The following is a 17692-nucleotide window of genomic DNA, read 5'->3' as shown; positions in this document are numbered from 1 at the left end:
GATTTCGTCGAGTCGGTGCCGTGGAGACGGGTCCGGTCTGCCCATGGGCAGGCGCACTACTCGGGTAGCTATGCGTTCCCTGACGTCGGCGCCGGTGATGCCCCTTCATCGGCGGACGCCCGGAGAAAGGCGATGATGTCCTGGACGCCGGGCTGGTAGCCGTCCGAGGTGTCCACGGTCAGGGTGGGGACGCCCGGGGAGATCGGGACGAAGGATTGCAGGGATTGCTCGCCGGCGACTACACCGTCCGCCAGATAGATCAAGAGTTCGGATCTACCCTGCGCACGACCTGCCGCTACCTCAGGATGGACAGCCGGCAACTGTGACGTTGCGCGGACACCGGGTGATGCTGCATGACCTTCGTCAACGGGTTGCGAGCCGTATCTGCGCTGCGTAGGCGATGCGGAGCGCACGGCGGGTCAGGCGGACCAGGTAGGCGGGCGGTGGGTCCTGCCCGATGGCGGCAAGGACGTGGTCGTGGTGGAGGGAGAGCAGGACGGCGCGGCCGAGCCGGTGCAGGGGGCGGGGGAGCCAGCGGTGGTTGAACTGGTGGATGAGGGCTTCGGCGCTGCGTCGTCCGGCGGGGGTTGGGCGGTACCACTGGGGGGATTGTTCGTAGTCGCGGAGGGCCTGCTGCATGCCGGTCCAGGTGGTGGGCAGGTCGCGGATGTTCATACGGGCGCCGATGGCGCGCCAGTGCTGGACCTGAGCGGCTTTCTCCCTGCCGGTGAAGGCGTTGATGCCGGCGAGGGTGAGGATCTCGTCGGACAGAAGAGTGAACAGTGCGATGCCGTGAACGTACGTTTCGTGGGAGAAGGGGTAGCTGCGGGCGTAGTGGACGTGCATGCGCTGGACCCGGTCGATCGAGACGGCGGCCTGCGGGCTTGCCGCACCGTGCCGGACCCAGTGCTGGAAGTAGGCGATCGTGTCGTCGGCGCGGGCTTGTCCGCTGCGGTGGATCTTTCCGGTGCCGGCGCGGTCGACGGCGGCTGCCCCCTCTACCTCGCCGACGATCCGCATCAGGCCCAGGGTGTAGAGCAGGTGGCTGGTGAAGGCTGCTCCGACCGGCGGGGTCATCCGGCGGGCGATGCCGCGCATGATGTGCGCGGCATCTTCTGCGCTCTCGTGCTGGTGGTCGGGCTCCTGTGGCAGCGGTTGTGACACGGGATCCTCCTGCTCAGGTGATCAAGGGCGGGTCGGGTGGCGGCCGCCGAGGCTGACGGACGCTCCCGCTCGGTGGTGCGAAGGAGTCCGGACCGCCGCCTTGGGCGCATTCCGGCCCTCGTCGGCGCCTGTCCGGGGTGCCTGGGCGGGCTGGGCTGGGCGGGTGGTGTCAGGTGGTGAAGGTCTGGTGGCCGAGGACGCGGAGGAATTCCAGGCGTTCGGCGGCGTCGGTGCCGGGCTGGGGCCGGTAGAGGAAGAGGCGGTTGCCGGTGCTGGGGCTCAGGACGACGTCGCATTGCAGGTCGAGGCGGCCGACGTGCGGGTGGAGGAGGGTCTTGCGGGCGGAGCGGACGGTGGCGACCTCACCCAGTTCCCAGATGGCGGAGAACTCCTCGCTGCGCTCGAGCAGGTCGTTGACGAGTTGCTCGCCGGCTGGGTGGGGGCCGTGGCGGTAGACGGCCGCGCGCAGGTCGGCGACGATGACGCGGCCCAGTGACGCGTGGTCCTCCTGTGGGTACAGACCGCGGCCGCTGGGGTGGGTGAACCAGAGCCAGGCGCCGTTGCCCTCCCGGCCCGGACGGTTGGCCAGCGGGCCCAGCAGGGCGACGGCCGCGGCGTTCTGCACGATCACCGTGCCGACCTCGTCGACGATCTGCGCGGGGGTATCGGTGAGGGCGTCGACGATGTGCATCAGCCCGGGGTCGGCGTAGCCGTCGGCGGAGTGGTGTTGCGGGGGCTGGTAGCCGGCGACGGCGTAGAGGTGGTCGCGTTCGTCGGTGGACAGGCGCAGGGCGCGGGCGAGGGCGCCGATCAGGGCTTCGGAGGGGTTGACTCCGCGTGTTTGTTCGAGGCGTTCGTAGTAGTCGGTGGAGATGTTCGCCAGCATGGCCACTTCCTCGCGGCGCAGGCCGGGGGTGCGGCGCCGTCCGCCGGGGAAGAGGCCGACGTCGGCGGGGCGCAGGGCCTCGCGGCGGGCGCGCAGGAAGCGGCCCAGCTCTCGGCGGTCGGTCATCTTCGGTGCTCCCTGGCGGTACGGCGGGCACTGCGAGCAGATCGGGGCGGGGGCTGGCTCGCAGTCGCTGACATGACCAGCTTGATACGTCCGCCTCCGGTTATCCACGTACTGCCGGACCGACGATAAACGCACCGTGGATACCTCTTCGTGCCTGCAGCAGGCTGGGAGACAGCCGCTGGGAGACCTCCTCCCGGACCGGTGTTTTCGCACGTAGACGGTGCTTTGCAGCCGTCGAGCACTGCTGAGGAGCTTCATCCCATGGCCAAGTGGACCAGCGCCCGCATCCCCGACCAGAAGGGCCGGACGGCTGTCGTGACCGGGGCCAATAGCGGTCTGGGTTTCCAGACGGCCCGCGAGCTGGCCCGTCACGGCGCCCACGTCGTGATGACCGCCCGGGACCGTAACCGCGGCACCGCCGCCGTGGAGCGGCTCCTGGCCGAGCAGCCGAGGGCGAGCGTCGAGCTGCGCCTGCTGGACCTGTCCGACCTGGACTCGGTGACCGCCTTCGCACAGAAGATCCTCGACGACGGCCTGCCGGTGGACGTCCTGGTGAACAACGCGGGCGTCATGTGGCCCCCGCACCGGCTCACGCCGCAGGGCTACGAGCTGCAGTTCGCCACCAACCACCTCGGCCACTTCGCGCTCACCGGCCTGCTGCTGGGCCGTCTGGAGAAGTCCGCCGCCCAGGGCCGCGACGCCCGCGTGGTGACGGTCAGCTCTGTCGAGCACCGCGGCGGCACCGTCTTCTTCGACGACCTGCACGGCGAACGCGGCTACGCCCCGCGCGCCTACTACTCGCAGTCCAAGCTCGCCAACGCCCTGTTCGGCCTGGAACTCGACCGGCGGCTGCGCGCGGCCGGATCGACGGTGACCAGCGTGCTGGCCCATCCGGGCTACGCCAGCACCAATCTGCAGTCCAGCGGCCCGACCGGCTTCCTGCGGTTCTTCTTCTCCAAGATCGCCAATCCGCTGATGGCCCAGCCCGTGGAGAAGGGCGCCTGGAACCAGCTCTACGCGGCCACCGCACCCGGGGTGCAGGGCGGCCAGTTCATCGGCCCGGACGGCTTCGGCGAGTACCGGGGCCACCCCGCCGTCGTCCAGCCCGACAAGGCCGCCCAGGACCTGGACGTCGCCCGTCGGCTGTGGTCGGTCTCCGAGCAGCTCACCCAGGTCCACTACCCCTCCCACTGACCACTGCCCGACACCACCACGTCAATCGACGAAGACATCCGGAAGGCACCACAGATGACCATGCACAAGCGCGTCCTCGGCCGCCAGGGCCTGATCACCTCCGCCCTGGGGCTGGGCACGATGGGGATGACGATGTTCTACGGCCCCAGCAACCGCGAGCAGAACATCACCACCATCCACCGCGCGTTCGACCTGGGGGTGACCCTGTTCGACACCGCCGAGGTCTACGGTGGCGGCACCGGATCGAACGAGCGGCTGCTCGGTGAGGCCGTCAAGGGCTTCCGCGACGAGGTGGTGCTGGCCACCAAGTTCGGCTACGACCTCGCCAACCCCGGCGGTCTCAACAGCCGGCCCGACAACATCCGCAAGGTCGCCGACAACAGCCTGCGCTACCTCGGCACCGATCACATCGACGTCCTCTACCAGCACCGCGTCGACCCGGACGTGCCGGTCGAGGAGGTCGCCGGGACGGTGAAGGAACTGATCGAGGCGGGCAAGGTCCGCTACTTGGGTCTGTCCGAGGCTGGCCCCGAGACTATCCGCCGCGCCCACGCCGTGCAGCCGGTCTCGGTCCTGCAGACCGAGTACTCCGTCTTCGAGCGGCACGTCGAGGACACCGTCCTGCCGGTCGTGCGCGAGCTCGGGATCGGGTTCGTGCCGTATGCCCCGCTGGGACGCGGGTTCCTCACCGGAGCGATGAAGCCGGCCGACCAGTACACCGCGGACGACTGGCGCCGCCTCGACCCGCGCTGGCAGGGCGAGAACTTCGACGCCAACGTCCAAGCCGTCGCCGCCCTCACCGAGCTGGCCTCGTCCAAGGGCATCACCACCGCCCAGCTCGCCCTTGCCTGGCTGCTCGAGCAGGGCGACGACATCGTCCCCATCCCCGGCACCCGCAGCCCCGAGCGCCTGGCGGAGAACATCGGCGCCACCGGCGTCACGCTCACCGGCCACGACCTCGCCCGGATCAAGGAGATCCTGCCGAACGGCGCCTTCGGCGACCGCTACGCGGCCCCCTTCATGCCCAAGGGCTGACCGACCCCGACCCGCCTCAGCCGACGAGGGGCTCTTCCGCTTCGAGTTGGCGGGCGGTGTCGTGAACGAGGGTGCGGAACCAGCGGTGGCCGGTGTCGTGGGTGTGGACGGGGTGCCACCACAGGGCCTCGTTGATCGGCCCGGCGTCGAAGGGACAGGGGAGCACGCGCAGGGACGGCGGGAGGGGGACGGCCCTGGTCAGGCGTCGCTGGATGACGGCGACGCGGTCGGTGCCGGCCACGTACAGGGGCAAGGCCAGGAAGCTGTCGGTGACCGCTTCGGGCTTCAGCTGGAGGCCGCTTTCGGCGAGGCGGTGCAGCATGAAGCGGGAGTCACGCGGCTCGAACTGCCCCAGCACCCACCGCAGCCCGCCGATATCGTCCGCACCGCATGCGGCGCGGGTGAGGGGGTGGTGCCGGTCGGCGATGACAACCCATTCGTCGGCGAAGAGCGCCAGGCTCGGCAGTCCGCTCACGCCGCTGTCCCGGGGCGCGATCAGCCCGTCCGCCGCGGAGGCGCCGGCTTCGTCGTGCATGGCTTCGGGAGTGCCGAACTGGCGGAACCGCAGCCGGGCGTGCGGTGCCCGCTCCTGGAAGGCGGTCAGGAGCCGGGGGCCGAGGACGGCCATGGCGTAGTCGGAGACGTGGAGGGTGAACTCCCGCTCGGTGGTGGCGGGGTCGAAGTGGGATTTGGTGGCGAAAAGCCGGTCGGAGAGCTGCAGGACGCTGCCGGTCTGTTCCTGCAGTTGCTGTCCGAGGGGGGTGAGGCGGTAGCGGTTGCCCTCGCGTACGAGCAGGTCATCGCCGAAGTGCCTACGCAGGCGCGCGAGCATCGCGCTGGCCGCCGGCTGGCTGACCCCGATCCGCTCGGCCGCGCGGCTGACGTGCCGCTCCTCGAGCAGGGCCTGCAGGGCGATGAGCAGGTTGAGATCAGGACGGGCCACACCCCAAGACTATCAACCAGGCTGATATATCCATATGGATCATTGATTTCCTTTATGTCTGGTGCGGCAGAAGACTCGATGGCATGAACCAGCACGAACCGAGCCTCGCGCTCACCAACGCTCTGCTGATCGACGGCACCGGCGGACCCGTGATCGACGGCGCGACCGTCGTCGTCTCCGGCGGCCGGATCGCCGCCGCCGGGACCGGCGCCCCGGTCCCTGGCCACGCGACGGTGGTCGACCTGGAGGGCAAGGCGGTCCTTCCGGGGCTGATCGACGCCCATGTGCACCTGGGAGGACTGGGCTTTCGGAGCACGCCGCCGTTCGGTGGCCGGGCCGCCACCGACGACTACGCCGCCGCTCGGGAAGGGGCCTTGCGGTACGGGGTCACCACCCAGCGCAGCCTGGGCGACTTCCTCCACGACAGCATCGCCGTGCGGGACGGCATCGAGAACGGCACCCTGGCCGGGGCCCGCGTCGTGACCAGCGGGCCGAGCTTCCAGGTCGAGGGCGGGCACCCCAACGCCACCGTCTGGGGCAGCGAGCCGGCAGCCGTACGGGAAGGCGCCCGCATGCCGAAGACGGCCGAAGAAGCGGAGCGCATGGTCGACGAGCTCGCCGCCGCGGGCGTCGACCTCGTCAAGATCATTATTTCGAACAACGCGATCTTCGGCCCGGCCCGCCCCGAACTGAAGATGCCCTGGCACCTCACCGAGGCCATCGCCGATGCCGCCCACGCCCGCGGGCTGCGGGTCGCTGCCCACACCGAGACCGTCGAGGACGCCAGGACGGCGGTCGAGCGCGGTGTCGACGACATCGAGCACCTGGTGCTGCGCGCGGAGGAGCCGCAGGACGAGGCCGCCGCCGAGGCGCTGTTCGCCCTCATGGCCGACCGCGGCACCTACCTCGTACCCACCATGGTGGCCCACCAGTTCGAGGCGAGAGCCGACGGGGACGCCCGCACCCTGCGCTACGGCAACCACCTGGTCCACCGCGCCTACGAGGCGGGCGTACGGCTCGGGGTCGGCTCGGACGCGCACTCCCCAGGGCTGCACGGCTGGAAGCTGCGCGACGAGCTGGTGATGATGGTCCACGACCAAGGCATCCCAGCCCCCGCAGCCCTGTCCATGGCGACGAAGACCAATGCCGAGCTGCTCGGCATCGCCGACCGCCTGGGCACCGTCGAGCCGGGCAAGATCGCCGACCTGCTGATCGTCTCCGGCAACCCGGCCCAGGACATCACCGCCATCGGCCGTGTCCACCAGGTGATCCGAAGCGGCCAAGTCGTCTTCCAGGGCGAGGGAGCGTGACCACGTGACGAAGATCGACGTCCATCACCACTTCCTGCCCGACTTCTACCGCCAGGCGCTGATCGACAACGGGCACTCCCGCCCCGACGGCATCTGGGGCATCCCCGGCTGGGACGAGACCTCCGCCCTCCGGATGCTCGACGAGGCCGGGATCGCCAAGGCGTATCTGTCGATCTCCTCCCCCGGAGTCCACTTCGGCGACGCGGCCGCGGCCCGTGTTCTGGCCCGGCGGGTCAACGAGGAGGCCGCGCGGCTCGCGCGCGCCCACCCGGGCCGGTTCGCCTTCTTCGCCTCGACTCCGCTGCCCGACATCGACGGAGCCCTGGCGGAGATCGCGTACGCCTTCGACGAGCTCGGCGCCGACGGCGTGGTCTTCGAGACCAACTTCGACGGCCTCTACCTGGGCAACGAGCAGTTGGAGCCGGCCTATGCCGAACTCGGCCGCCGTAACGCCGTGTTGTTCCTGCACCCCACCAGCCCCGCCGCCCCCTGTACCGGGCATGCCCCGGCCCTGCCGTATCCGCGGCCCATGCTGGAGTTTCTCTTCGACACCACCCGGACGGTGACCGACATGGTGCTCTCCGGTGTACTGGAGCGTCACCCCGGCCTCCGCGTGATCGTCCCGCACGCCGGTGCCGTCCTGCCCGCCGTCGCCTCGCGCGTCGACGTCATCGGCGCGCGCACGGCCGGCAAGGAAAACCAGCAGCCGATGCGCAACGCCCTGCGCACGCTCCACTTCGACCTGGCGGGCATGCCCCTGCCCGAGATGCTGCCGGCCCTGCTGAACGTCGCCGACCCGGCCCGTCTCCACTACGGCAGCGACTGGCCCTTCACCCCACTGCCGGAAGTCCTCGCCTGGGCCGGACGCCTCGAAGCGGCCACCACCGCCCTCGGTGGGGACGGTATGGCCAAGGCCCTGCGCGCCAACACTGAGGCGCTCTTCAGCTGAACATCCGAACATCGCTGCCCGCCGGCTGCCCGTACAGCCGGCGGGCAGCCCCGCACCGCCCGGTGAGCGCGCGGGCGGCCCTTCAGCGCCGGCGGTCGCCGGCCGTCTTCTCGACGTGGTCGCCCATCACCTCGGCGAGACGCTCCAGTGCCTCGAGCACCTCGGCGCGGGCGCCGCCCAGCGCATGGAACATCTCGGCCTCCACCGTCAGGCGCCGGGGGAAGAGCGAGTCCATCAGGCGCTTGCCCTCCTCGGTGATCGTCACCAGCGACGCACGCCGGTCGGCCGGATTGGGGGCACGCTCGATCAGCCCCCGCCGCTCCAGCTTCGCCAGCGCCTTGCTCACCGCCGCCTGGGTCAGCCCCAGGTCCTCGGCGAGCCGGCGCGCGATCACCGGCTCCTCCTCGTAACGCAGCGGCACCAGGAAATCCAGCTCCTGCAACGTCAGCGGGGCGCCCTCGACGAGCGGCTCCACCGCGCGGTCCAGCAACGACGCGCACCGCTTGATGAGCGTGACGATCTCCATCGAGGACGTGTCCAGCCCAGGGTTGTTCGCCGCCCACTGGCCGCGGACCCTGCCCGAGTGCGCGTGCACCGGACCTCCAATTGCTTAACCGGTTATGTATTGGTTACGGTTTTTCTCATGGTATCCCCGACCCGAACCACACACAGCACCCCCCGCACGACCATCCCCGCAGGCCGCATCGCCGCCCTGATCGCCGTCCTCGGCGCCCTCAGCGCCGTGGCACCGCTGGCCACCGACATGTACGTGCCCGGCTTCCCCGCCATGGGAGCCGCCCTGCACGCAAACAGCTCGGCGATCCAGCTGACCATGACCACCTTCCTCGCCGGCCTGGTCGCCGGCCAGCTGGTCATCGGCCCCCTCAGCGACGCAATGGGCCGGCGCAGACTCCTCATCGGCGGCACCGCCGCCTTCGCCGCCCTGTCCCTGGCCTGCGCCCTCGCACCGAACGTCCAGACGCTCCTGATCCTGCGCCTGCTCCAGGGCGTCGCGGCCGCCACCGGCATGGTCCTCGCCCGCGCCGTCCTCACCGACCGCTTCGACGGCCCCGAGGTCCCCCGCTACTTCGCCCTGCTCGCCCAGGTCCTGGGCATCGCCCCGGTGGCCGCCCCCGTCATCGGCGGCGCCATCCTCAGCGTGACCACCTGGCGCGGCATCTTCGTCGCCCTCGCCCTGGCCGGCGCCCTGCTCACCGTGGCAGTGCTGGCCAAGGTCCCCGAGACCCTGCCCCCGCAGAACCGGCAGTCACAGGGGCTGGCGAACACATTCCGCACCATGGGCGGCCTGTGCCGTCGGCGCGCGTTCATGGGGTACGTCCTCATCCTCGGCCTCACCTCGGCCGCGCTGTTCGCCTACATCAGCGGGTCCAGCTTCGTCTTCGAGCACCTGCACGGTGTCTCGTCCACGGCCTACTCCCTGATCTTCGCCACCAACGCCGTCGGCATGCTGATCGCGGGCTTCGCCTTCAGCAGGCTCTCCCGGAAGATCAGCCTCAACACCATGCTGACCACGGGCGTCGCCATATGCGGCCTCGGCGTGACCGGCCAGCTGGCCATCCTCGGCACAGCCGGCGAAACCTTCGCCGGCACCTGGGCCAGCCTCTTCGTCACCCTCCTCGGCGTCGGACTGATCTTCCCCGCCGCCACCACCCTCGGCCAGGCCCTCGGCCGCACCGCCCCCGGAGCCGCCTCCGCCCTCCTCGGCGGACTCCAATTCCTCTTCGGCGCCCTCGCCTCCCCCCTCGTCGGCCTCTTCGGCGAAACCAGCTCCACCCCCATGGCCCTCATCATGCTCATCGCCGTCGCCCTCGCCGCACTCACCCTGATCACCCTCGCCCGCCCCTGGCTCCGCCACGGCGAAACGCTCACTGACAACTGACCCCCCAGCCGGGGCGGGAGCCCACGTCGCCTTCCCTCCGGCTCCGCGGTGGCCGGAGAGACCCCGAATGGTGAGCGGCCCCCTATCCCGCCACACATCGGACAACCATGGATCCACGCTGCCGCCCGATGTACGGAGAAGCGAAAACTGCCGACCAACCCCTTCGACGACGTGGCGGCAAGTGCACGCGGGCGATGCTCTGGATCGGCATCGGCAGTTCAGCCCGGATCCTGGCTCCGGAGCGAGATGCCGTCTGGTGCTGCCGGTCCCGCCCCGCGCCACAGCCCAGCGGCCCCGCCGCCCATGGCCTCCGCAACGGCAGCATCGCGCGAAGCACGGCTCCCGTTCCGAGACCGCACTGCCGTCCTACATAGCCGAGGATCCCCGGTTAGCGAAACCGGGGATCCTCAAGACGATGGATGCCTCACTCGTTGTCACCAGCTCGGCCACGGAGGCGCCATCAATTGCTCACCATCCACCGACACCGTCGATGCTCATCGTGCCCGGATTTCGGCGTTTCTGCAGGAGCCAGTGCTGACGAAGTAGCGGCCCCTACAGTGGGGCCGGGCGGCGCCCCGGGGTCAGATGAACTCCAGGGCGCCCAGCCCGCCCAGGCCGCCGAGGACCAGGAACGCGGGCATGAGGACCTTGAGCTCCACCCAGCTGCCCGCCCGGAAGCGCATGGCCTTCGGCGGCCCGAGGGGATACCAGCGCTTGCGGCCGATGGGTATGGGCCACAGGATCGGGCAGCCGGAGACGGTGAGCGCGTCGCCGATGTCGTGCACCAGGGCGCCGAGGACGATCGGCAGGCCCAGCCACAGGTACTCCTGGCCCGGGTCGGAGAAGAGCCAGTCGGCGCCGTTGCCCGGCTCGTTCAGGACGCCGGCCAGTATCCAGGCGCTGGTGGCGCCGAGGAGCCAGACGAGGACGTCGCTGGAGGTGCGGGCCGCGCGCCACAGGAGTCCTTCGACGGCGAGCACCAGGTGGACGAAGAGGATGCCGAGCACGGCCCAGCGGCCGCCCGTCATGGCCAGCGCCGAGGCCCCGCCACCGATCAGGACGGCCCAGAGCCAGGTGTGGGTGAGGGTGCGGTGGCCGCCGTTGCGGCGCGGGTCGCCGTGTCCGCGGGTGGCCTTGTAGACCGAGTGCGAGAGCTTGTCGATGACGCCGCACAGCACGCGCGATATCGGGCCGAAGGCCCGCGATATCGTCGCCGACTTGTGGTCGAGGTCGGGGGCGAGGGCCGCTCCGGCGCAGATCAGGGCGCCGACGACGAGCACCGGCCAGGGCATCGGGTGGCCGGCCGCGGCCACCGCCGCCCCCACTCCCAGCCAGGCGGCCGCTCCCGAGAGCGAGTGCGCCGGTCCCATCATGGTCGATTCCCCTCCTCGTGCCGGCCGGCCCGGCTTTCCTGACGCCGGGCCGGCGACTCAGCGTAGCGTCCGGATGATCACCATTCGACCGGCCGGTTCCATGATCGGGTCCGGGGCCAGGCAGTATGGAGGGGTGACCCTTATCGATCAGATGCCGAGCCATGCCGACCCCGATGCCCTTTTCGAAGCCTTCTCGACCTGGGCCGAGGAGCGGGGCATCTCGCTGTACCCCGCGCAGGAGGAGGCGCTGATCGAGGTGGTCTCCGGGGCGAACGTGATCCTTTCGACGCCCACGGGTTCCGGCAAGAGCCTGGTCGCGGCCGGGGCGCACTTCACTGCGCTCGCCAACGACCAGGTGACCTTCTACACCGCGCCCATCAAGGCGCTGGTGTCGGAGAAGTTCTTCGACCTGTGCAAGATCTTCGGCACGGAGAACGTCGGCATGCTCACGGGCGACGCCTCGGTCAACGCCGACGCGCCCGTCATCTGCTGCACCGCCGAGGTGCTCGCCTCCATCGCGCTGCGGGACGGCAAGGACGCCGACATCGGCCAGGTCGTGATGGACGAGTTCCACTTCTATGCGGAGCCGGACCGGGGCTGGGCGTGGCAGATCCCGCTGCTGGAGCTGCCCCAGGCACAGTTCATCCTGATGTCGGCCACTCTGGGCGATGTGTCCCGGTTCGAGGAGGATCTGACCCGGCGCACGGGACGCCCCACGGCCGTCGTCCGCTCGGCGACCCGGCCCGTACCGCTGTCCTACGAGTACCGCGCGACGCCGCTCACCGACACCCTCACCGAGCTGCTGCAGACGCAGCAGTCCCCGGTCTACATCGTGCACTTCACCCAGGCCGCGGCCGTGGAGCGGGCACAGGCGCTGATGAGCATCAACATGTGCTCGCGCGAGGAGAAGGACGAGATCGCCAAGCTCATCGGCAACTTCCGCTTCACCACCAAGTTCGGCCGGAACCTCTCGCGCTACGTCCGGCACGGCATCGGCGTGCACCACGCGGGCATGCTGCCCAAGTACCGCCGGCTGGTGGAGCGGCTCGCGCAGGCGGGGCTGCTGAAGGTCATCTGCGGCACGGACACCCTCGGCGTCGGCGTCAACGTGCCGATCCGCACGGTGCTGTTCACCGCCCTGACCAAGTACGACGGCCAGCGGGTGCGGACGCTGCGGGCCCGGGAGTTCCACCAGATCGCGGGCCGGGCCGGGCGGGCCGGATTCGACACGGCCGGGTTCGTCGTCGCCCAGGCCCCCGACCACGTCGTCGAGAACGAGAAGGCGTTGGCCAAGGCCGGTGACGACCCCAAGAAGCGGCGCAAGGTCGTCCGCAAGAAGGCGCCCGAGGGCTTCGTCAACTGGAACGAGAACACCTTCGAGAAGCTCATCGCCTCCGAGCCGGAGCAGCTCACCTCCCGCTTCCGGGTCACCCACGCGATGCTGCTGGCGGTCATCGCCCGCCCGGGCAACGCCTTCGAGGCGATGCGCCGCCTGCTGGAGGACAACCACGAGCCGCGCAGGAACCAGCTGCGGCACATCCGCCGCGCCATCGCGATCTACCGCTCCCTGCTGGACGGCGGCGTGGTCGAGCGCCTCGACGAGCCCGACGCCGAGGGCCGGATCGTGCGCCTGACCGTGGACCTGCAGTCTGACTTCGCGCTCAACCAGCCGCTGTCGACCTTCGCGCTCGCCTCCTTCGAGCTGCTGGACCCGGAGTCCCCCTCCTACGCCCTGGACATGGTCTCGGTCGTGGAGTCGACGCTGGACGACCCGCGGCAGATCCTCGCGGCGCAGCAGAACAAGGCGCGCGGCGAGGCGGTCGCCGTGATGAAGGCGGACGGCGTCGAGTACGAGGACCGCATGGAGCGGCTCATGGACGTCACCTACCCCAAGCCGCTGGAAGAGCTGCTGACCCACGCCTACAACCTCTACCGCAAGAGCCACCCCTGGGTCGGCGACCACCCGCTGTCCCCGAAGTCGGTCATCCGCGACATGTACGAGCGGGCCATGACCTTCACGGAGTTCACCTCCCACTACGACCTGGCGCGGACCGAGGGCATCGTCCTGCGCTACCTCGCCGGCGCGTACAAGGCGCTGGACCACACCGTCCCCGACGACCTGAAGTCCGAGGACTTCGAGGACCTGATCGCCTGGCTGGGCGAGATGGTGCGCCAGGTCGACTCCAGCCTGCTGGACGAGTGGGAGCAGCTGGCCAACCCCGAGGAGGAGACGGCCGAGCAGGCGCAGGACCGCGCCGACCAGGTCAAGCCGGTCACGGCGAACGCCCGCGCCTTCCGGGTGCTCGTGCGCAACGCCCTCTTCCGCCGGGTCGAGCTGGCCGCCCTCGACAAGGTGGGCGAGCTCGGCGAGATGGACGCCGAGTCCGGCTGGGACGAGGACCGCTGGGCCGAGGCCATGGACGCGTACTGGGACGAGTACGACGACCTGGGGACCGGTCCCGACGCGCGCGGCCCGAAGCTGCTGCGGATCGAGGAGAAGCCGCAGGACGGCCTGTGGCGGGTGCGCCAGACCTTCGCGGACCCCAACGGCGACCACGACTGGGGCATCACCGCCGAGGTGGACCTCACCGCCTCCGACGAGGAGGGCCGCGCGGTGGTCCGCGTCGTGGAGGTCGGTCAGCTGTAGCCTCCGAGGCACGGCCCACGCGTCGGGCCCCGGCGGCGAAGGAGGCCCGATGACCACACCGACCGACCGTCTGGTGGGTCTGCTCGACCTGGAGCAGATCGACCTGAACATCTTCCGGGGCCGCAGTCCCGACGAGTCGCTGCAGCGCGTGTTCGGCGGGCAGGTCGCCGGGCAGGCGCTGGTCGCGGCCGGGCGGACCACCGACGGTGACCGCCCGGTCCATTCGCTGCACGCGTACTTCCTGCGCCCGGGGCGGCCGGGCGTGCCGATCGTGTACCTGGTGGAGCGGGTGCGCGACGGCCGCTCCTTCACCACGCGGCGCGTGGTGGCCGTCCAGCAGGGCCGTACGATCTTCAACCTCACCGCCTCCTTCCACGAACCCGAACCGGGCTTCGAGCACCAGGTGCCCGCGCCGGACGTGCCGGCGCCCGAGGAACTGCCACGGCTCGCCGACGAGATCCGCGAGCGTCTCGGCGAGCTGCCCAGCGCGCTGCGCCACATGGAGCGCCGGCTGGCCTTCGACATCCGCTACGTCGACCGGCTCCGCTGGACCCCGCAGGAGCTGGCGGACACCGAGCCGCGCAGCGCAGTGTGGATGCGCGCGCTGGGGCCGCTGGGCGACGACCCGCTCGTGCACACCTGCGCCCTCACGTACGCGAGCGACATGACGCTGCTCGACGCCGTGCGCATCCCCGTGGAACCGCTGTGGGGGCCGCGCGGCTTCGACATGGCCTCGCTGGACCACGCGATGTGGTTCCACCGGCCCTTCCACGCGGACGAGTGGTTCCTCTACCAGCAGGAGTCACCCATCGCGACGGGCGCCCGGGGCCTGGCCCGTGGCCAGATCTTCGACCGCGAGGGCCGACTGCTGGTGTCGGTGATGCAGGAGGGCCTGTTCCGCAAAGTGGGCTGAGCGCCCGGGGCCCGGTCCGGCCGGGCGTCATGCGATGAGCCGCAGCCGACGCAGCCACGCCCGCAAACGGGCCGACGTATCCGCCCGGCCACGCCGGGCCTCCCGGTCCCCCGCCGCCCTCTCCGGCTCCGGCTCCCGATCCCGACCCTGATCCCGATCCGACTTCGGATCCGAGTCCGAGTCCGACTCCGGCTCCGGCACCCGCTTCGCCGCGAGGTCCGACCGGCCGTCCTCCCGCGCGCCCCCTCCCGGCTCCCGCGCGGGAGCTGCGGGCGCATACCCCCCGGGCGTCGGAGCCGGCCGGACCTCACGGGCCGCGTCCAAGGCCAGGGCGAGCCGTTCCCTGTGGCGGCCGATCTCGTCGGCGTCGACGGCGAGCGTCACTCTCTCGATGACCTCCCGTGCCGCCGCCGAAGCCGAGCGGATCCCGGAGAGGTCCGGCCGCAGCGCGCTGACGTACGCCCGCTCGTACGGGTCGGGCACGGCATCCGCCAGCTGGTCGGGGGAGAGCACGGCCGCGACGGCCGCCGCCTGTTCCCAGGGCTCCGCCGTCCGTCCGGTCAGCTGGTCGAGCCGCCGGGCGCGCCAGCTCCGGGCCCGCTGGTCGTCACGCCCCTCCAGCTCCAGGCGGAGGCCTGGAGGCGTGCGCCCCGTGAGGAGCTCGGGGTTGGCGTCGGCGAACTCCACGAGGTCGGCGGCCAGATAGTGCCAGACCACCGCCCGGTAGCGATTGACGTAGAACCTCACCGGGGCGAAGCAGCCCGCTTTGGCCAGGCGCGCGAAGCGGGCGGGGCTCACCCCCATCAGCTGGGCGGCCTCGGCCGTGCCCACCGCCCACAGGCGATTGCGCAACGACTCGGGGAAACCCTCACCGGAGCGGTGCCGTTCGATCTCCTCCCACGTGACCCGCGGCCTCCCGCCGGGAGCGGACACCGTCCGTACATGGCCCAGCTGCACGGCCAGTTCGAACTCGCGGGACCTCAGGCCCAGCTCCCGCGCCGCCCTCCCACAGGCCACTGTGGCCGTCGCACTCCGCTCCCGGCATTCCTGCACCGCCATGGAACCCTCCCCCGTCATCGCTCGATCACCATCGATTACTGACAGTGACGACGATAGCGGTGGAGTACGACAGGCCGTCCGCCCTGTGGATAACCCTCGCCGGCCCTCGCCGGCCTTTTGCCGGCCCCTCGCCGACGTGGTCTCCTCGACGCGCCCGCCTACTGCCTGGCCTCAACGCCCAGATGCTCGCCGACGCGGTTGACCAGCAGCGTCATCTCGTAGCCGATCTGGCCGATGTCGGCCTCCGCTCCCCCGAGGACGCACAGACAGCTGCCGTCGCCCGCGGCCGTCACGAAGAGCACGCCGTCGTCGAACTCGACCATCGTCTGCCGCACCCGGCCCGCCCCGAACTGACGGCCCGTGCCCTTCGCGAGGCTGTGCAGCCCCGACGCGACCGCGGCCAGGTGCTCGGCGTCCTCCTGCTTCAGGCTCGCGCCGGCCCCCGTCACCAGCCCGTCGTTGGAGAGCACCAGTGCGTGTCGTATGTGCTCGATGCGCTCGGTCAGGTCGTCCAGCATCCAGTCGAGCCCCTTGCCGACTGCCATGTCCCGCCTCCCCGTTCCGCTGTTCCCCGTAACTGCCGTGCCAGCCTTGCTCACCGGCGTGCCGTCGGCAACCCGTCCCGGCCCGTCGGCACGTGTCCGTGCGCAAGTTGGCACATGATGGGGACATGGCACAGCAGACGACCAAGGAACAGTGGCGGGATCCCGCCCATGTGCAGGAGTTCTTCACCGAGCGGGCGGGCGACTGGGACGCCCGTTTCCCCGATGACGGACCCGCCTACGACGCCGCCGTCGCCGACCTCGGACTGCGCCGCGGCGATGCGGTCCTGGACGCGGGGTGCGGTACCGGGCGGGCGCTCCCGGCCCTGCGCGCCGCGGTCGGCCCGCGGGGCGTCGTGCTCGGCGCGGACCTCACTCCCGCGATGCTGGACGCCGCCGTGCGGGCGGGCCGGCACCACGACGGGCAGCTGCTCCTGGCCGACGTCACCACGCTGCCGCTGCGCGACGGCTCGGTCGACGCCGTCTTCGCCGCGGGTCTCATCTCGCACCTGGCGGATCCGGTGGCGGGCCTGCAAGAGCTGGCTCGCGTCGTACGGCCCGGCGGGCGGCTCGCGCTCTTCCACCCCGTGGGGCGTGCCGCGCTCGCCGCCCGTCACGGCCGCCAGGTGACGCCCGACGACGAGCGCGCCGAGCCCAACCTGCGCCCCCTCCTGGCACGCGGCGGCTGGCACCTCGACTCCTACACGGACGAGGACACCCGTTTCCTGGTGCTGGCGAGCCGGGCGGACCTGCCGGAGCCGCATGCAGCCACCCGCGGCTGAGAAGCCACCAGGACCGCAGGGGCGCCAAGGAGCAGCAGGAGGCCGGGAGGTTCAGTAAGGCAGGAGGGACGGTGCGGCGACCGCCTCGACGAACGCGGCGGGGTTGTCGAACATCATGTTGTGCCCGGCGCCGGGCACGGTCTCCACGACCACCCCCGAGGCCTCCAGCTCCTCGCGCCCCGGCAGCTCGCCGCTGAGCTCTCCCATCAGGTACGTCCGCGGAATGGTCATCTCCTGCAGCAGGTGACGCATCGTCGGCCGGGTCCCGCGCACCAGGCCGATCGCGCTGCGGTGCAGGGCGGTGGGGTCGGCGAGCCGCATCGTGGCGCGCCACAGCGGACCGACCCGCTGCAGGGTGTCCGTGAACCCCCCGCCGTGGACGAATCCCTCCTCCGTGTACGAGGCGATGCCGCTGCTGCCGGCCGTCCGGGGCGGGTCGGGGTCGAGGTTGGCCTCGGCGAGGACCAGCCGTGAGACCAGCTCGGGCCGACGCGCGGCGAGCACGATGGCGACGCTTCCGCCCATGCTGTGGCCCACGACCTCGGCCCCCTTGACCCCGGCCGAGTACAGGGCCGCCGCCACCGCGTCGGCGTGCTCCTCGAGCGTGTAACCGAAGTCCAGGGGGCGGTCGCTGATGCCGTGTCCCGGCAGGTCGACGAAGAGCGAGCGCCGGTCGGACAGCGCTGCGGCGGCGGCGATGTGCGCGTGGTAGACGGCCGAGGCCGATCCCAGACCGTGGAGGTAGACCCGCGCGGGGCCGCCTCCGGAGGCCTCGGTCCATCGCACACAGGCCCCCGTGGATCCGAACTCCGCCTGTCGCATGCCCTTCTCCCCTCCAGCGATTCCGTACTGGATCATCACCATACATC

At 71.0% G+C, this 17692-nt stretch carries 16 protein-coding genes; 8 read left to right on the top strand and 8 right to left on the bottom strand.

Annotated elements, in window-relative coordinates:
- Nucleotides 1–363: 363 nt before the first annotated feature.
- Together NQU55_RS07840 and NQU55_RS07835 are read right to left on the bottom strand one after the other, a co-directional pair.
- On the bottom strand, nt 364–1164 hold the full coding sequence (locus NQU55_RS07840; protein WP_168093964.1) for a DUF2236 domain-containing protein: 801 nt from the start codon (nt 1162–1164) through the stop codon (nt 364–366).
- 169 nt (nt 1165–1333) lie between these two features.
- The gene (locus NQU55_RS07835; RefSeq protein ID WP_168093963.1) at nt 1334–2176 is read right to left on the bottom strand and encodes a helix-turn-helix transcriptional regulator; all 843 of its coding nucleotides are present in this window, start codon (nt 2174–2176) and stop codon (nt 1334–1336) included.
- 261 nt (nt 2177–2437) lie between these two features.
- Between NQU55_RS07835 and NQU55_RS07830 the strand changes: the two genes are divergently transcribed.
- Both NQU55_RS07830 and NQU55_RS07825 read left to right on the top strand, forming a co-directional pair.
- Nucleotides 2438–3370 carry an oxidoreductase gene (locus NQU55_RS07830; RefSeq protein WP_168093962.1) on the top strand — a complete coding sequence of 311 codons (933 nt, stop codon included), beginning with the start codon at nt 2438–2440 and terminating at the stop codon, nt 3368–3370.
- 60 nt (nt 3371–3430) lie between these two features.
- Nucleotides 3431–4405, top strand: a complete 975-nt coding sequence (locus NQU55_RS07825; protein ID WP_168093966.1) for an aldo/keto reductase — start codon at nt 3431–3433, stop codon at nt 4403–4405.
- Between the two features lie 16 nt (nt 4406–4421).
- Here the strand turns inward: NQU55_RS07825 and NQU55_RS07820 are convergent, their stop codons facing one another.
- Nucleotides 4422–5348, bottom strand: coding sequence for a LysR family transcriptional regulator (locus NQU55_RS07820; protein ID WP_168093961.1), 927 nt, complete (start codon nt 5346–5348; stop codon nt 4422–4424).
- An 83-nt stretch (nt 5349–5431) separates the two neighbouring features.
- On the opposite strand from NQU55_RS07820, the gene NQU55_RS07815 reads away from it, so the two are divergent.
- Both NQU55_RS07815 and NQU55_RS07810 read left to right on the top strand, forming a co-directional pair.
- On the top strand, nt 5432–6658 hold the full coding sequence (locus NQU55_RS07815; RefSeq protein WP_168093960.1) for an amidohydrolase family protein: 1227 nt from the start codon (nt 5432–5434) through the stop codon (nt 6656–6658).
- 4 nt (nt 6659–6662) lie between these two features.
- Nucleotides 6663–7607, top strand: a complete 945-nt coding sequence (locus NQU55_RS07810) for an amidohydrolase family protein (RefSeq protein WP_206329567.1) — start codon at nt 6663–6665, stop codon at nt 7605–7607.
- 82 nt (nt 7608–7689) lie between these two features.
- Here NQU55_RS07810 and NQU55_RS07805 read toward each other — a convergent pair whose 3' ends face one another.
- Entirely contained in the window at nt 7690–8202 is a 513-nt protein-coding gene (locus NQU55_RS07805; RefSeq protein ID WP_256790147.1) for a MarR family winged helix-turn-helix transcriptional regulator, read from the bottom strand.
- 48 nt (nt 8203–8250) lie between these two features.
- Between NQU55_RS07805 and NQU55_RS07800 the strand changes: the two genes are divergently transcribed.
- On the top strand, nt 8251–9507 hold the full coding sequence (locus NQU55_RS07800) for a multidrug effflux MFS transporter (RefSeq protein WP_168093959.1): 1257 nt from the start codon (nt 8251–8253) through the stop codon (nt 9505–9507).
- A gap of 581 nt (nt 9508–10088) precedes the next feature.
- Here the strand turns inward: NQU55_RS07800 and NQU55_RS07795 are convergent.
- A complete protein-coding gene (locus tag NQU55_RS07795; RefSeq protein ID WP_168093958.1) occupies nt 10089–10880 on the bottom strand; it encodes a metal-dependent hydrolase in 792 nt (263 codons plus the stop codon).
- Nucleotides 10881–11013: 133 nt separating this feature from the next.
- Here NQU55_RS07795 and NQU55_RS07790 point away from each other — a divergent pair, with 133 nt between their 5' ends.
- Both NQU55_RS07790 and NQU55_RS07785 read left to right on the top strand, forming a co-directional pair.
- Complete coding sequence (locus tag NQU55_RS07790) at nt 11014–13527, top strand: DEAD/DEAH box helicase (protein ID WP_256790145.1); 2514 nt, start codon at nt 11014–11016, stop codon at nt 13525–13527.
- 49 nt (nt 13528–13576) lie between these two features.
- Entirely contained in the window at nt 13577–14440 is an 864-nt protein-coding gene (locus NQU55_RS07785) for an acyl-CoA thioesterase (protein WP_168096528.1), read from the top strand.
- A 27-nt stretch (nt 14441–14467) separates the two neighbouring features.
- Here the strand turns inward: NQU55_RS07785 and NQU55_RS07780 are convergent, their stop codons facing one another.
- Nucleotides 14468–15499: a DUF6397 family protein gene (locus NQU55_RS07780; protein ID WP_256790144.1), complete on the bottom strand. Its 1032-nt coding sequence runs from the start codon at nt 15497–15499 to the stop codon at nt 14468–14470.
- Between the two features lie 158 nt (nt 15500–15657).
- Nucleotides 15658–16044: a roadblock/LC7 domain-containing protein gene (locus NQU55_RS07775; RefSeq protein WP_168095833.1), complete on the bottom strand. Its 387-nt coding sequence runs from the start codon at nt 16042–16044 to the stop codon at nt 15658–15660.
- A gap of 125 nt (nt 16045–16169) precedes the next feature.
- Between NQU55_RS07775 and NQU55_RS07770 the strand changes: the two genes are divergently transcribed.
- Complete coding sequence (locus NQU55_RS07770; RefSeq protein WP_168095834.1) at nt 16170–16823, top strand: class I SAM-dependent methyltransferase; 654 nt, start codon at nt 16170–16172, stop codon at nt 16821–16823.
- Between the two features lie 51 nt (nt 16824–16874).
- On the opposite strand, the gene NQU55_RS07765 is transcribed toward NQU55_RS07770, so the two are convergent.
- Entirely contained in the window at nt 16875–17645 is a 771-nt protein-coding gene (locus NQU55_RS07765) for an alpha/beta fold hydrolase (RefSeq protein WP_168095835.1), read from the bottom strand.
- Nucleotides 17646–17692 lie beyond the last annotated feature (47 nt).

The organism is Streptomyces telluris, from assembly GCF_024519335.1.
GTDB classification, from domain to species: domain Bacteria; phylum Actinomycetota; class Actinomycetes; order Streptomycetales; family Streptomycetaceae; genus Streptomyces; species Streptomyces telluris.
The sequence above is the reverse complement of the archived record's forward strand: the minus strand, read 5'-3'. Positions and strand labels throughout refer to the sequence as shown.